Origin of the sequence: Erwinia sp., from assembly GCF_031978025.1 — a bacterium.
Lineage (GTDB): Bacteria > Pseudomonadota > Gammaproteobacteria > Enterobacterales > Enterobacteriaceae > Erwinia.
In genome coordinates this window covers 1-13,136 of record NZ_DALZCD010000108.1, presented here as the reverse complement: position 1 = coordinate 13,136, position 13,136 = coordinate 1, and the positions used below count along the sequence as shown (strand labels likewise).

Here is a 13,136-nt window from a genome sequence, read left to right as displayed (position 1 = left end):
GGTTAAATCAAGCAGATAACAGGGATGGCTGACCTGATGCACCGCCGCCAGTACCGTGTTTTCAATCGCTGGCACCGGTGCTTGCTGCGGATCGCTTTGCTGGGCCAGCCGAAACAAATAATCGCGCTCTACCGGTTTCATCTGCAGTGTATCGGCGATATTCGCCAGCGTCTGCGTCGACACCACAATGTCTCTGCCCTGCTCTATCCAGGTATACCAGGTAGCGCTGATGCCGCTCAATAGCGCCACTTCCTCGCGTCGCAGCCCTTTGGTTCTTCTACGGGCCACGATCGGCAGGCCCAGTTTTTCTGGCGAGGTATTTTCACGCTGGCTACGCAGAAAATTACCCAGCGCTTTCGGGCCGGAAAGCAGCGTCTCACTCATGCAGGGTAACTCCTGATACCAGTATAATTGCACATATTGTACCCGTTTAAAGCAGCTTGTATAGTTCGCGAACACTCCCCGGATAGAGGTGTTTCACTATGCAAAATAGCCACGAGGATCTGGTTGAAAGCCAGTTTGGTGACCGCGCGAAAGCTTACCTGGACAGCGATGTTCATGCCCAGGGTTTCGATCTGCAAAGACTGAGCGAATGGCTGAGTAATGAAACGCAATCTACCTTGCTCGATATTGGTTGCGGTGCAGGGCATACCAGTTTTGTTGCGGCGACTCATGTTGCACAGGTCACCGCCTACGATTTATCAGAGAAGATGCTGCAGGTTGTGCGCGAAGCGGCCCAGGCACGCGGGCTGAGCAATCTGACTACCGTAAAGGGCCCGGCAGAAGCGCTGCCCTTCGCTGAAGCAAGCTTTGAGGTGGTTGTCAGCCGCTATTCCGCGCATCACTGGCACGATGTGGGTCTGGCTCTGCGCGAGATAAAGCGCGTATTAAAGCCGGGCGGCAAATTCATTCTGATGGATATCACTTCCCCCGGCCAGCCACCGTTGGATGTCTGGCTGCAAACAGTGGAAATGCTGCGGGATCCTTCCCACGTGCGCAATTATTCGCAGGGTGAATGGCTGAAGATGGTTAACGAAAGCGGTATGACGGTTAATCGTTTGGTGATGGATCGTCTGGATCTGGCATTCGCTCCGTGGATCGAAAGAATGCGCACGCCAGAGATAATGACGCAGGCGATCCGTCTGCTGCAGGAAAAAGCGTCCGCCAGCGTGAAGCACCATTACGCCGTGCAGCCCGACGGATCGTTTAGCACTGATACCCTGATGTTTCAGGCAGCTGTAACGGGATAATGCAAGGGCGTGTTTTGCGAGATAGCGGCGCATGGCACGCATATTTATTTGCACTGTCGGAATAAAGCGCATTATTTCGGATACCGCAGGCTAACTGACTTTTCTTTTGCTGTAACGGGCCCCCGGGCTGATTCAGACACGATTTTCATCTTTGCCCCGCCAGCCCTGGCGACCCTCAGGTAATCAGGCCATAGTTATCGGGTGAATAGTTTGAGGATAAACATAATGAAAATTGCCTGTTTGGGTTGGGGATCGCTTATCTGGAAGCCCGGCGTACTGCCGGTTGAGGGCGAATGGCATCAGGATGGGCCGCTCGTCCCGATTGAATTTTCCCGTATCGCCGACGGCGGCGAGCTTTCGACAGCTATCTGTCTTAATGCCGAACCCGTGCCCGTGCTTTGGGCATGGCTAACGGTTGGTAATTTGGCGACAGGATGTGAACTGTTGAAAGCGCGCGAGGCGATTCCGGCAGCACGTAATGATGGTATTGGCTCGCTTATTGTGACCGACAGACCGGAGGGCGCCCTGGCTAAGTGGGCGCAGGCGCGAGATATCGATGCGCTAATCTGGACGGCCCTGCCGCCGAGCTGCGATCGCATTGAGAACCGCATCCCCGCTTTACAAACGGCGTTGACCTATCTTGATAGCCTGACCGGCGAGAAACGAGAACACGCTAAAGACTATATCTGCCGGGTTCCGGCGCAAATCGACACCCCTTATCGTCGGGCGATTGTAGAAAAATTAGGCTGGACTGACTAAACGCTATTATTTTCGGCCGAAAGGCATTTTTTTCGCCCGTCGGCTATTTTACAGGAAAGGCTAATACGCAGATTCTGGAAGCCTCTTTATTACGCTTTTGCCGGGCGGCGTGTTGATGCTGGCCTGTCTCGCGAAAGTAATGTCTACCGACGATACTTTTCAGGAGGCACACTCGTACTTTACGTCGGAAAAAATCCGTGGGGAATGTGTCCGGTGTCGCCCGGCTGGCAGAGAGAAGCAACAAGTGGCTATGGGCCCTTGGGCGGGCTAAAGCCCCGCTTCCAAGAGCTGGTTTGGCAAACTTCAGCTGAGCAGCACGCAAGGCCGGGAGGTCTGAGCGATCTCCGGCTGTCTTACCGGCATGTTCGATTACTGCAGACCGCTTCAGGCGGTTTTCTTCAGACGTAAAAAAACCCGCACAAGGGCGGGTTTTTGTCACTGTGATTATTTTTCCACTTAGCTGCTCAGGCTGTTGCCTTCATCGCTATCGTAAGTGCGACAATAATATTACAGTGCTACGACGTTTGCAGCTGAAGGGCCTTTAGCACCATTTTCGATGGTGAATTCAACCTTCTGGCCTTCGTCCAGCGTTTTGTAGTCATTACCCTGGATTGCAGAGAAATGTACAAAAACGTCTTTGCTGCCGTCCTGTGGAGAAATAAAGCCGAAACCTTTATCAGCGTTAAACCATTTTACTAAACCAGTCATTTTACCAGACATCGATATTTCCTTAATTTTTAGCCAATTACTTTGGCGTGAAGGCCTGTTTCCAGAGCATAACTTATTGGGCACTTAGAAGAAGATCAGGAGGAAGGATATCGTTGGATAACGCTTGCGCTGAGGACTGCTTTACTAAAACTGCTTTCATAAGGTCTGTATTCCAAACCGATGACGCTATTAAGTCATGCCTGACTCAGTTAAGCAACGTTTATTTTTAATATTTTATTTATTCGGGGTTTTCTGGCTCACCGTTTAAGAACAAAGTGGCCTGAATACGCTAACATTTTACGCTATTACGCTGGTCTGAGGCACCTGAACGGCTGGATGGCTACGAGAAGAAGGTGCCCTTCTTTTCGTCTTCTTTCACAGGCTTAACTCAAATTATCCTTCAAAGGGACGGTTAATGTTAAATGAAACTTACACTCGCTATGCCAGCCTGCAGCATAAAACGGTGGCGATCACGGGCGGTGCCAGTGGGATAGGAGCGGATCTGGTCGCGGCTTTCGCTCAGCAGCAGAGTCGGGTGCATTTTCTGGATATCGATCGTGGCGGCGAGGGGCTGGCGAAGCAGCTTGGGGCGACGTATCACTACTGTGACTTACGCGATAGTGAGGCATGTCGGGCGACTATTAATGCTATAGCCCGTCAGGAAGGCGCGCTGGACGTGCTGATTAACAATGCCGCCAATGACGATCGTCACGATCTCTTTGCCGTGGAACCGGCGTACTGGCGCGATCGGCTGGCGGTGAATCTGGATCACCAATTTTTCGCCAGCCAGGCGGCAGCGGAAATGATGCGGCAGCAGGGAGCGGGCAATATTATTTTAACCAGCTCAACTTCGTTTATGAAAGGGCGCCCCGGCATGGTCGGTTATACCACGGCCAAAGCCGCCATTATCGGGCTGACTCAAACGCTGGCGCGCGAGCTGGGCCAGTACGGGATTCGGGTCAACTGCCTCGTACCCGGCGCGGTGGCTACGCCCAGACAGCAGGCGCTCTGGCGTACGCCGGAAGCGCAGGCGGAGATTCAGGCCGCGCAGCCGCTAAAGATTGTTCTGCAGGGCCGCGACGTGGCGGCAATGGCGCTGTTTGTGGCCTCCGATGATGCACGTGGCTGTACCGGCGCCCAGTTTATGATCGACGCGGGTATCCGGCTAAGCTGATGCCGTGCTTTGTCGCCTCTGGCGAAGTACGCGGCTGTACCAGCGCCCGGTTTATGGTCGACGCGCGTATCCGGCTAAGCTGACGTCGTTCTTTGTCGCCTCTGGCGAGGTTCGTGGCTATTAGCGCCCGGTTTATGGTCGACGCGGGTATCCGGCTAAGCTGACGTCGTGCTTTGTCGCCTCTGGCGAAGTACGCAGCTGTACCAGCGCCCGGTTTATGGTCGACGCGAGTATCCGGCTAAGCTGACGTCGTTCTTTATCGCCTCTGATGAGGTTCGTGGCTGTACAGGCGCCCAGTTTATGGTCGACGCAGGTATCCGGCTAAGCTGACGTCGTTCTTTGTCGCCTCTGGCGAAGTATGCGGCTGTACAGGCACCCGGTTTATGGTCGACGAGGGTATCCGGGCAGCCTGGCTGCCGCTACGTAAGACCGAAAAAGGTCTTATGTAGCAAGGCCACCCGCTCCGAAAACCGATCGCCTGTCTTTATCAGGACGATCTTGTCGTCTGGTCACCACTGTTATCGGTCAGGAAAGGCAATAGCGCCGCCAGCATCTCTGTGGGCTTCTCCTCCTGCGGCGAATGGCCGCAGGGTAAAGCCTGCCCGCTGACGATATGCGCCTTCTCTCGCCACGTGGCGATAACGTCATAAAGCTGGCCGACCGTGCCTTTTTCACCCCACAGCAGCAGCAAAGGACAGCTGATTCGCTTATCGCTGTCTGCCGCATCATCGGCCAGATCGACCGTTGCCGAAGCACGGTAGTCTTCACAGGCAGCATGGATCATCGCCGGTTGTTGATAGCAACGAAGATAGTCGGCAAAAATTTCCGGCTCCATGGCGTCAGGCGTTTTTAGCTGCCCTTCAATATGCTTTTGCAGAAAAAAAGCCGGATCGTTACCGATCATTTTTTCCGGCAGCGGCGCAGGCTGGATCAAAAAGAACCACCAGAAATAACGCGTGGCGAACGTTTTATCCGTCAGCGCGTACATAGTCGCGGTCGGCGCAATATCGATAAACACGCAGCGCTCAACCTGTTCAGGGTAATCCAACGCCAGCCGGTGACCGACGCGACCACCCCGGTCGTGGCCGACAAAGGCGAATCGCTGATAGCCCAGCGCTGCCATCAGCTGCACCACGTCTTCCGCCATGACTTTTTTGCTATAGCGACGGTGCTCGCTGTCACTTTCCGGTTTGTCACTGTCGCCGTAGCCGCGCAGGTCCGGCATGATCACCGTAAACTGTTGGCTCAGCTCCGGCGCGATTTTCCGCCAGACAAGATGGTTTTGCGGATGCCCATGCAGAAGCACTAAAGGCTTCCCCTGCCCCATAACGGCAACGCGCAGCGTGATACCGTTTGGCAGGATGACATCTTTGAGGGTGCAGTCCGCAATAAACGGAGAAGCACCCCTTTCGGTTACGGTGTTCTGAATTATCGCCATGTCATATTCCTGTTTAAGCCATTCGCTATAGCAGAGGCGACCTTTTTATTTCGGGGCCGCCTGCGCGTTGGCATAAAGCTTAGCGCGCTTTTAGCGCCGCTGGGCTTTCCTGAAAACAGTTAAAATCACAGTCAGTTTGTGGTTGCTGGCAAGACCATGCTTTGCCGTTTAGCTGCGTTTCATCGGCGGCGGCTGAGGCAGGCGATTAATGGCTCGAATCGCTACAGCAACCGGGCACGATAGTTCAGAGCCTACTTTCTGGCCGATAAGCCCGCGGTAAAGAATGTGAAGAACTAAAAGAGCCAGAAGAGCCAAAGGTCAAAAAGGTCAAAAAGGTCAAAAAGGCCACAAGGGTTCGAGGAACCAAAAGAACCAAAAGAACAAGAAGTGCAAAAAGAATCAAAGAGCCTGAAGAATTAGCACAGCCAGAAGCACCAGAAGCACCAGAAGCACCAGAAGCACCAGAAGCACCAGAAGCCTGCCAGATGGTACCGCTGCGACCATAAAAAAACCCCGTATAAACGGGGTCTTGGTGTTTTAGCCTGCAGGGGCCGTGGCCCGGTGGCAATAATCAGAACGGGATATCGTCGTCAAAATCCATTGGCGGCTCGTTGCCTGCTGGCGCGCTGTTCTGCTGCGGTTGCGGACGAGACTGCTGCTGGCCACCGCTGAACTGGTTGCCGCCTGCCGGCTGCTGAGGCTGGCCCCAACCGTTGTTGTTGCCCTGACCGCCGCCCTGGCTCTGACCACCGCCTGCGCCGCCGCTCTGACGGCCGCCCAGCATCTGCATGGTGCCGCCAACGTTAACGACAACCTCAGTGGTGTACTTCTCTACGCCTGCCTGGTCAGTCCATTTACGGGTCTGCAACGCCCCTTCGATATAGACCTGAGATCCTTTGCGCAGATATTCACCGGCCACTTCCGCCAGCTTACCGAACAGCACCACGCGGTGCCATTCCGTTTTCTCTTTGGTTTCGCCGGTCTGCTTGTCACGCCAGCTTTCAGACGTGGCCAGAGTAATGTTGGCAACGGCGCCGCCATTCGGCATGTAGCGGACTTCCGGATCCTGACCCAGATTACCCACCAGGATTACTTTATTTACGCCTCTGCTGGCCATGTTCGTCTCTCCGATAAATGTTCTTAGCTTAAGGATGAAATTCTAACACGCCCTACCCACAGATTATACCTTCGGATCCGGGTTTCAGAGCCGGATCGCAAAGGCTTTCTTTCAGGCACATCCTTTCGGCGGGGGGCTCGGGATGGATCGCAAAATGACCCGCTGTTATCTGGCGACGCCAGGATCCCGTGACGTATTATACAGCAAAGTACTGTATATCCATTCAGCTTTTTTTGTGCCATACTAACAGGCTTAATTCTGGCCGTGCCGGACAGGCATGGTGATGTCCGTGTTAATCCGGGAATTGTGAATGGATAAGATAGAAGTACGGGGTGCCCGCACCCATAATCTGAAGAATATCAACCTGATCATCCCGCGCGACAAACTGATCGTTGTCACCGGCCTGTCGGGTTCGGGTAAGTCCTCGCTGGCGTTTGATACGCTGTATGCCGAGGGGCAGCGCCGCTACGTGGAATCCCTTTCTGCCTATGCGCGTCAGTTTCTCTCGCTGATGGAAAAGCCGGATGTCGATCATATAGAAGGGCTGTCGCCCGCCATTTCGATTGAACAAAAATCAACTTCGCACAACCCGCGTTCTACCGTCGGTACCATCACGGAAATCCATGACTACCTGCGCCTGCTGTTTGCCCGCGTAGGCGAACCGCGCTGCCCGGATCACGACGTTACGCTGGCGGCACAAACGGTTAGTCAGATGGTGGACAACGTGCTGTCGGAGCCGGAAGGCCGCCGCCTGATGCTGCTTGCGCCTATCGTTAAAGAGCGTAAGGGCGAGCACACTAAGACGCTGGAAAACCTGGCCTCGCAGGGTTATATCCGTGCGCGCATCGATGGCGAAGTCTGCGACCTTTCCGATCCGCCGAAGCTGGAGCTGCAAAAGAAACATACCATCGAAGTGGTGGTGGATCGCTTTAAGGTGCGGGAAGATCTGAAACAGCGTCTGGCGGAGTCTTTCGAGACGGCGCTGGAGCTTTCCGGCGGCACCGCCGTGATTGCCGATATGGACGATGAACAGGCGGAAGAGCTGATCTTCTCCGCCAATTTCGCCTGCCCGATCTGCGGCTACAGCATGACGGAACTGGAACCCCGCCTGTTCTCATTTAATAATCCGGCCGGTGCCTGCCCGACCTGTGATGGTCTTGGCGTGCAGCAATATTTTGATCCGGATCGGGTGGTGCAGAACCCGGAGCTGTCGCTGGCTGGCGGCGCTATCCGTGGTTGGGATCGCCGTAATTTTTACTACTTCCAGATGCTGCGCTCGCTGGCTGAGCACCTGGATTTCGACGTCGAAGCGCCGTTTGACTCGCTGCACGACAAAGCGCGTAAGATCATTCTGTACGGCTCCGGCAAAGAGAGCATTGAATTCAAATATATTAACGATCGCGGCGACACGTCCGTGCGTCGTCATCCGTTTGAAGGCGTGCTGCATAACATGGAACGCCGTTACAAAGAGACGGAATCCTCTGCGGTGCGCGAGGATTTGGCGAAATTTATCAGTAACCGTGCCTGTGCAACCTGTGAAGGGACGCGCCTGCGTCGTGAAGCGCGCCACGTTTACGTTGAGAACACCACGCTGCCGACTATTTCGGATATGAGCATCGGCCATGCAATGGCGTTCTTCCAGAACATGCAGCTGAGCGGCCAGCGCGCTAAAATCGCTGAAAAAGTGCTGAAAGAGATTGGCGATCGCCTGAAGTTTCTGGTTAACGTCGGTCTGAATTACCTGTCAATGTCCCGATCTGCCGAAACGCTGTCGGGCGGCGAAGCGCAGCGTATCCGCCTGGCGAGCCAGATCGGGGCCGGGCTGGTTGGCGTGATGTATGTGCTGGACGAACCGTCTATCGGTCTGCACCAGCGCGACAACGAGCGCCTGCTGGAAACGCTGGTGCATCTGCGCGATCTGGGTAACACCGTGATTGTGGTGGAACATGACGAAGATGCGATCCGTGCTGCCGATCACGTGATCGATATCGGGCCAGGCGCGGGCGTGCACGGCGGTCAGGTTGTGGCGGAAGGCACCGTCGACGATATTATGGCGGTTAAGGAATCCCTTACCGGACAGTACCTGAGCGGCGAGCGCGGTATTCAGGTGCCGGAAGAGCGCGTCAAGGCCGATGCCAGCAAGGTGCTGAAGCTGAGCGGCGCAAAAGGCAACAACCTGAAGGATGTGACGCTGACGCTACCGGTTGGTCTGTTCAGCTGCATTACCGGGGTGTCCGGCTCCGGCAAGTCAACGCTGATTAATGATACGCTTTTCCCTATCGCCCAGCGGCAACTGAACGGCGCAACCATCGCCGAACCGGCCCCTTATCGTGACATCACCGGTATGGAGCATTTCGATAAGGTTATTGATATTGACCAAAGCCCTATCGGTCGTACTCCGCGCTCTAACCCGGCTACCTATACCGGCATCTTTACGCCGGTACGCGAGCTGTTTGCGGGCGTACCGGAATCACGCACGCGCGGCTATACGCCGGGCCGCTTCAGCTTTAACGTCCGTGGCGGACGCTGTGAAGCCTGCCAGGGCGACGGTGTCATTAAGGTAGAAATGCACTTCCTGCCGGATATCTACGTGCCGTGCGACCAGTGTAAAGGCAAGCGCTATAACCGCGAGACGCTGGAAATTAAGTACAAGGGCAAAAGCATCCACCAGGTGCTGGAGATGACTATTGAAGAGGCGCGTGAGTTCTTTGACGCGGTGCCTGCGCTGGCGCGCAAGCTGCAAACGCTGATGGATGTGGGGCTTTCCTATATTCGTTTAGGCCAGTCGGCTACCACGCTTTCCGGCGGCGAGGCGCAGCGCGTCAAGCTGGCCCGCGAGCTGTCGAAACGCGGCACTGGTCAGACCCTCTATATTCTGGATGAGCCGACCACAGGTCTGCACTTTGCCGATATCCAGCAGCTGCTGACCGTGCTGCATCAGCTGCGCGATCAGGGCAATACTATCGTGGTGATTGAGCACAACCTCGATGTGATTAAAACGGCCGACTGGATTGTCGATCTGGGCCCGGAAGGCGGCAGCGGCGGCGGTGAAATTCTGGTTTCCGGCACGCCAGAAACGGTGGCGGAGTGCAAAGAGTCGCATACCGCACGCTTCCTTAAGCCGCTACTGACAAAAAAGTAGTCTGATCTGAAGGCGCGAGTCGTTAACGGCTCGCGCCTTTCTCCTTTCCGTTCCCGGCAAGGCGTTGTATTTTTGTGTTTCCTCTGCAACAAAATTTTCTTATTTATCGCAATTTTCCGTCATTTTCCGCTAAAACTTGCAGGATCAGGCAAGATTTAAACAGATTCCGGCATACCCCTCTGCGGAACGGGCCACTATTCTTAATGGGCCGTCAGGCACACGCCATTCCATTATCAGGAGAGTCCATGAATATTACCCATGCTTATGCCGCTAAAAGCGCTGATGCGAAGCTTGCGCCTTTTGAATTCCAGCCGCGCGAACTGCGTGAGCACGACGTACAGATTGAAATTCTTTACTGCGGCGTCTGCCATTCTGATTTACACCAGGCCCGCAACGAGTGGAAAAACACCATTTTTCCCGTCGTACCGGGACATGAAATTGTGGGTCGCGTCACCGCCGTGGGCGGCCATACGCACAAATATAAAGTGGGCGATTTGGTTGGCGTCGGCTGTCTGGTCGACTCCTGCCGCACCTGCGACAGCTGTAAAGAAGACCTGGAGCAGTATTGCGAAAATGGCTTTACCGGCACCTATAACGGTGAAGATCGCGAAACGGGCGATATTACCTACGGTGGCTACTCGACGCAGATCGTCGTGAATGAAGACTTCGTACTGCGTGTACCGGAGAATCTGGATCCTGCAGGCGCCGCACCGCTGCTCTGCGCCGGGATCACTACTTATTCACCGCTGAGCCACTGGGGCGCAGGCCCGGGTAAAAAAGTCGGGATTGTCGGCCTGGGGGGTTTAGGCCACATGGGCGTGAAAATTGCGCACGCGATGGGCGCACACGTTGTGTTGTTCACCACCTCGCCTTCTAAAGTAGAAGACGGCAAACGCCTGGGTGCGGATGAAGTGGTGATTTCTAAAGATCCTGAGCAGATGGCGCAGCACGCCAACAGCTTCGATTTTATTCTTAATACCGTGGCGGCGCCGCACGATCTGAACCCGTTTATCACCCTGTTGCGTCGTGATGGCACCATGACGCTGGTTGGTGCGCCGGAACACGACCATCCATCACCGCAGGTATTTAACCTGATTTTCAAACGTCGCAGTATCGCCGGTTCACTGATTGGCGGCATTAAAGAAACGCAGGAAATGTTGGATTTCTGCGGCAAGCACAACATTATCTCAGACATTGAGATGATCAAGATGGATGAGATTAACGAAGCCTATGAACGTATGCTGAAAAGCGACGTGAAGTACCGCTTTGTTATTGATATTGCCACGCTGCGCGGCTAATCATCCTTCAGGCATCCTGAGGCCAGTACGGTTTCAGGGTGCCTGAGTCGTTCTCTTCAGCTACGCCGTTCGGGTAGCGAGCGCCTGCTGAAGCGAGGCGTCGATCAGATAATAAATCTGAGAATCCTTCAGCGATCCATCCAACAGCACGGTACTCCAGTGCGTCTTATTCAGATGCGCGGTCGGCACCACATCGCTGTGTTTTTCCCGCAGCAAATCCGCCAGCGCGGGCGTCGTTTTCAGCGCTACAGCCGGATGACCATCCACTTCATGCACCATTGCAAACAGCACATCATCCACTTTTATCTGGGTCGCTTTCCAGTCGGTATGCACAACCTGTTCCGCACCCGGCTTGTCCATGCAGTAAGAAAGTAAATCCGATACGTTCATGCTATTCCCCCTGTAGCGTGGCGATAATGCGGCGGCTGCCGCCGTGATGACGATGCTCGCCCAGCCAGATGCCTTGCCACGTGCCCAACAGCAGCTTTCCACGGCTTACCGGCAGCGTCAGCGACACGCCCAGCGAGGAAGATTTAATGTGCGCAGGCATATCGTCCGCCCCCTCGTAATCATGTTCATAATTCGCTTTTTCCGGCACCTGACGCAGAAAATGGTTTTCCATATCACGTCTGACAGTGGGATCGCAGTTTTCATTGAGCGTCAGCGAGGCGGAGGTATGCTGCAGCAGCAGATGCAGCAGGCCGACCTGGACATCGCCAAGCCGCCGCAGCTCCTGAACAATCTCGTCCGTTATCAAATGAAAACCACGGGATTTGGGATCCAGGGTAATTGTCTGCTGATACCACATCATTATGCTCCTTAACTGAATATGTTCCGTTAAGTGTGCAGCAGGATGGGAAAAGGTAAACCCGGAACGGTAAAAAGAGTGAGAAAGGCCGGACGGGCGTCCGGCCAGAAAGGCTTACATGACCGCGGCGAAGGCTTCAGCAACCTGATGTACGTTCCCGCTGTTCAGACCTGCCACACACATGCGGCCGCTGGCGATCAGATAGATGCCAAACTCATCACGCAGCCGATCGACCTGTGCCGCGCTCAGCCCGGTGTAGCTGAACATGCCGCGCTGCTTCAGCAGGTAATCGAAGTTTTTACCCGGCACCGCCGTTGACAGTACGTCCACCAGCGCCTGACGCATGGTGGAGATACGTACACGCATTGCCTCGACTTCCGCCAGCCACTGCGCTTTCAGCTCCGCATCGTTCAGCACGCAGGCCACTACCTGAGCACCGAAGTTTGGCGGGCTGGAATAGTTACGGCGCACGGTGGCCTTCAGCTGGCCCAGTACGCGGGTAGCTTCTTCCGCGTCTTCACAGACCACGGAAAGGCCGCCGACGCGCTCGCCATACAGCGAGAAGATTTTCGAAAAGGAGTTGCTGACCAGCGCCGGTAAACCTGCAGCGGCAATGGCGCGGATCGCATAGGCATCTTCTTCCATACCGGTGCCAAAGCCCTGATACGCAATATCCAGGAAGGGGATCAAATCGCGCTCTTTCAGGACCGCCGTCACGTTATCCCACTGCTGGTTAGTCAGGTCGGCGCCGGTAGGATTATGGCAGCAAGGATGCAACAGCACGATGCTCTGCGGCGGCAGCGTTTTCAACGTGGCGATCAGCTCTTCGAACTTCACGCCGTTGGTAGCATCGTCGTACCACGGATAAGTGTTTACCTGAAAACCGGCGCCGGAGAAAATGGCAATATGGTTTTCCCAGGTCGGATTGCTGACCCAAACCTGAGAGCCCGGAAAATAAGCCTTAAGGAAATCAGCTCCGACTTTCAGCGCACCGGATCCGCCAACGGTCTGAATAGTGGCGATACGTCCAGCCTGCAGCATCGGATGGTCCTGACCAAACAGCAGCGGCGCAATCGCACTGCGGTAGGCCGGTAGCCCTTCCATAGGCAGATAGAGAGAAGCATCGTGCGCCTGTGCGTTCAGACGCGCTTCCGCTGCGGCCACCGCCTTCAGCTGTGGGATAACGCCCTGCCCATCGTAATAGAGTCCAATGCTCAAATTGACCTTGTGGGGTCGAGTATCTTGTTTGTAGGTTTCCATCAGGGAAAGGATCGGGTCGCCAGCATAGGCATCAACGTTTTGAAACACGGTGCAAATCTCCATTAATTAATTGGTCGGTTATCGCAGCGCCCATGGGCAGGCTTTGTGGCGTATGCCGCTTCCCGGTTCAGACAATATAGCGGCCCGGCCGAGGTTTTATGGCATTAATCAGGGTAAGGATT

Annotated in this window: 12 protein-coding genes; 5 read left to right on the top strand and 7 right to left on the bottom strand. The window is 54.9% G+C overall.

What is annotated here, in order from left to right; all coding sequences use genetic code 11:
• A partial coding sequence (locus RTK32_RS10605; RefSeq protein WP_312043723.1) for a helix-turn-helix transcriptional regulator occupies positions 1-384 on the bottom strand: 384 nt, incomplete at its 3' end.
• Between the two features lie 98 nt (positions 385-482).
• Between RTK32_RS10605 and RTK32_RS10600 the strand changes: the two genes are divergently transcribed.
• A complete protein-coding gene (locus tag RTK32_RS10600; RefSeq protein WP_312043722.1) occupies positions 483-1,250 on the top strand; it encodes a class I SAM-dependent methyltransferase in 768 nt (255 codons plus the stop codon).
• Positions 1,251-1,475: 225 nt separating this feature from the next.
• Positions 1,476-2,009, top strand: a complete 534-nt coding sequence (locus tag RTK32_RS10595) for a hypothetical protein (RefSeq protein ID WP_312043720.1) — start codon at positions 1,476-1,478, stop codon at positions 2,007-2,009.
• Positions 2,010-2,516: 507 nt separating this feature from the next.
• On the opposite strand, the gene cspA is transcribed toward RTK32_RS10595, so the two are convergent.
• Positions 2,517-2,729, bottom strand: a complete 213-nt coding sequence (gene cspA / locus RTK32_RS10590) for an RNA chaperone/antiterminator CspA (protein WP_125290184.1) — start codon at positions 2,727-2,729, stop codon at positions 2,517-2,519.
• A gap of 403 nt (positions 2,730-3,132) precedes the next feature.
• On the opposite strand from cspA, the gene RTK32_RS10585 reads away from it, so the two are divergent.
• Entirely contained in the window at positions 3,133-3,891 is a 759-nt protein-coding gene (locus tag RTK32_RS10585) for an SDR family NAD(P)-dependent oxidoreductase (RefSeq protein ID WP_312043718.1), read from the top strand.
• Positions 3,892-4,378: 487 nt separating this feature from the next.
• Here RTK32_RS10585 and RTK32_RS10580 read toward each other — a convergent pair whose 3' ends face one another.
• Both RTK32_RS10580 and RTK32_RS10575 read right to left on the bottom strand, forming a co-directional pair.
• Complete coding sequence (locus RTK32_RS10580; RefSeq protein ID WP_312043716.1) at positions 4,379-5,329, bottom strand: alpha/beta hydrolase; 951 nt, start codon at positions 5,327-5,329, stop codon at positions 4,379-4,381.
• 571 nt (positions 5,330-5,900) lie between these two features.
• Positions 5,901-6,446, bottom strand: a complete 546-nt coding sequence (locus tag RTK32_RS10575; protein ID WP_312043714.1) for a single-stranded DNA-binding protein — start codon at positions 6,444-6,446, stop codon at positions 5,901-5,903.
• A gap of 310 nt (positions 6,447-6,756) precedes the next feature.
• Between RTK32_RS10575 and uvrA the strand changes: the two genes are divergently transcribed.
• Both uvrA and RTK32_RS10565 read left to right on the top strand, forming a co-directional pair.
• Positions 6,757-9,588 carry an excinuclease ABC subunit UvrA gene (gene uvrA, locus RTK32_RS10570; protein WP_312043712.1) on the top strand — a complete coding sequence of 944 codons (2,832 nt, stop codon included), beginning with the start codon at positions 6,757-6,759 and terminating at the stop codon, positions 9,586-9,588.
• A gap of 245 nt (positions 9,589-9,833) precedes the next feature.
• Complete coding sequence (locus RTK32_RS10565) at positions 9,834-10,886, top strand: NAD(P)-dependent alcohol dehydrogenase (protein WP_312043710.1); 1,053 nt, start codon at positions 9,834-9,836, stop codon at positions 10,884-10,886.
• A gap of 60 nt (positions 10,887-10,946) precedes the next feature.
• On the opposite strand, the gene RTK32_RS10560 is transcribed toward RTK32_RS10565, so the two are convergent.
• The 3 genes from RTK32_RS10560 to RTK32_RS10550 all read right to left on the bottom strand — a co-directional run bounded on the left by RTK32_RS10560 (position 10,947) and on the right by RTK32_RS10550 (position 13,002).
• Positions 10,947-11,276, bottom strand: a complete 330-nt coding sequence (locus tag RTK32_RS10560; RefSeq protein ID WP_312043708.1) for an MmcQ/YjbR family DNA-binding protein — start codon at positions 11,274-11,276, stop codon at positions 10,947-10,949.
• A gap of 1 nt (position 11,277) precedes the next feature.
• Positions 11,278-11,694 carry a secondary thiamine-phosphate synthase enzyme YjbQ gene (locus tag RTK32_RS10555; protein WP_312043725.1) on the bottom strand — a complete coding sequence of 139 codons (417 nt, stop codon included), beginning with the start codon at positions 11,692-11,694 and terminating at the stop codon, positions 11,278-11,280.
• Positions 11,695-11,808: 114 nt separating this feature from the next.
• Positions 11,809-13,002 (bottom strand): amino acid aminotransferase, encoded by a 1,194-nt coding sequence (locus RTK32_RS10550; RefSeq protein ID WP_312043706.1) that lies wholly within the window; start codon positions 13,000-13,002, stop codon positions 11,809-11,811.
• Positions 13,003-13,136 lie beyond the last annotated feature (134 nt).

What these genes read in the sequence shown, in the direction of transcription:
- cspA (WP_125290184.1), bottom strand. Translation starts at nt 2,729, where the DNA reads ATGTCTGGTAAAATGACTGGTTTAGTAAAATGGTTTAACGCTGATAAA.
- RTK32_RS10555 (WP_312043725.1), bottom strand. Translation starts at nt 11,694, where the DNA reads ATGTGGTATCAGCAGACAATTACCCTGGATCCCAAATCCCGTGGTTTT.
- RTK32_RS10575 (WP_312043714.1), bottom strand. Translation starts at nt 6,446, where the DNA reads ATGGCCAGCAGAGGCGTAAATAAAGTAATCCTGGTGGGTAATCTGGGT.
- RTK32_RS10585 (WP_312043718.1), top strand. Translation starts at nt 3,133, where the DNA reads ATGTTAAATGAAACTTACACTCGCTATGCCAGCCTGCAGCATAAAACG.
- RTK32_RS10595 (WP_312043720.1), top strand. Translation starts at nt 1,476, where the DNA reads ATGAAAATTGCCTGTTTGGGTTGGGGATCGCTTATCTGGAAGCCCGGC.
- uvrA (WP_312043712.1), top strand. Translation starts at nt 6,757, where the DNA reads ATGGATAAGATAGAAGTACGGGGTGCCCGCACCCATAATCTGAAGAAT.
- RTK32_RS10580 (WP_312043716.1), bottom strand. Translation starts at nt 5,329, where the DNA reads ATGGCGATAATTCAGAACACCGTAACCGAAAGGGGTGCTTCTCCGTTT.
- RTK32_RS10565 (WP_312043710.1), top strand. Translation starts at nt 9,834, where the DNA reads ATGAATATTACCCATGCTTATGCCGCTAAAAGCGCTGATGCGAAGCTT.
- RTK32_RS10600 (WP_312043722.1), top strand. Translation starts at nt 483, where the DNA reads ATGCAAAATAGCCACGAGGATCTGGTTGAAAGCCAGTTTGGTGACCGC.
- RTK32_RS10560 (WP_312043708.1), bottom strand. Translation starts at nt 11,276, where the DNA reads ATGAACGTATCGGATTTACTTTCTTACTGCATGGACAAGCCGGGTGCG.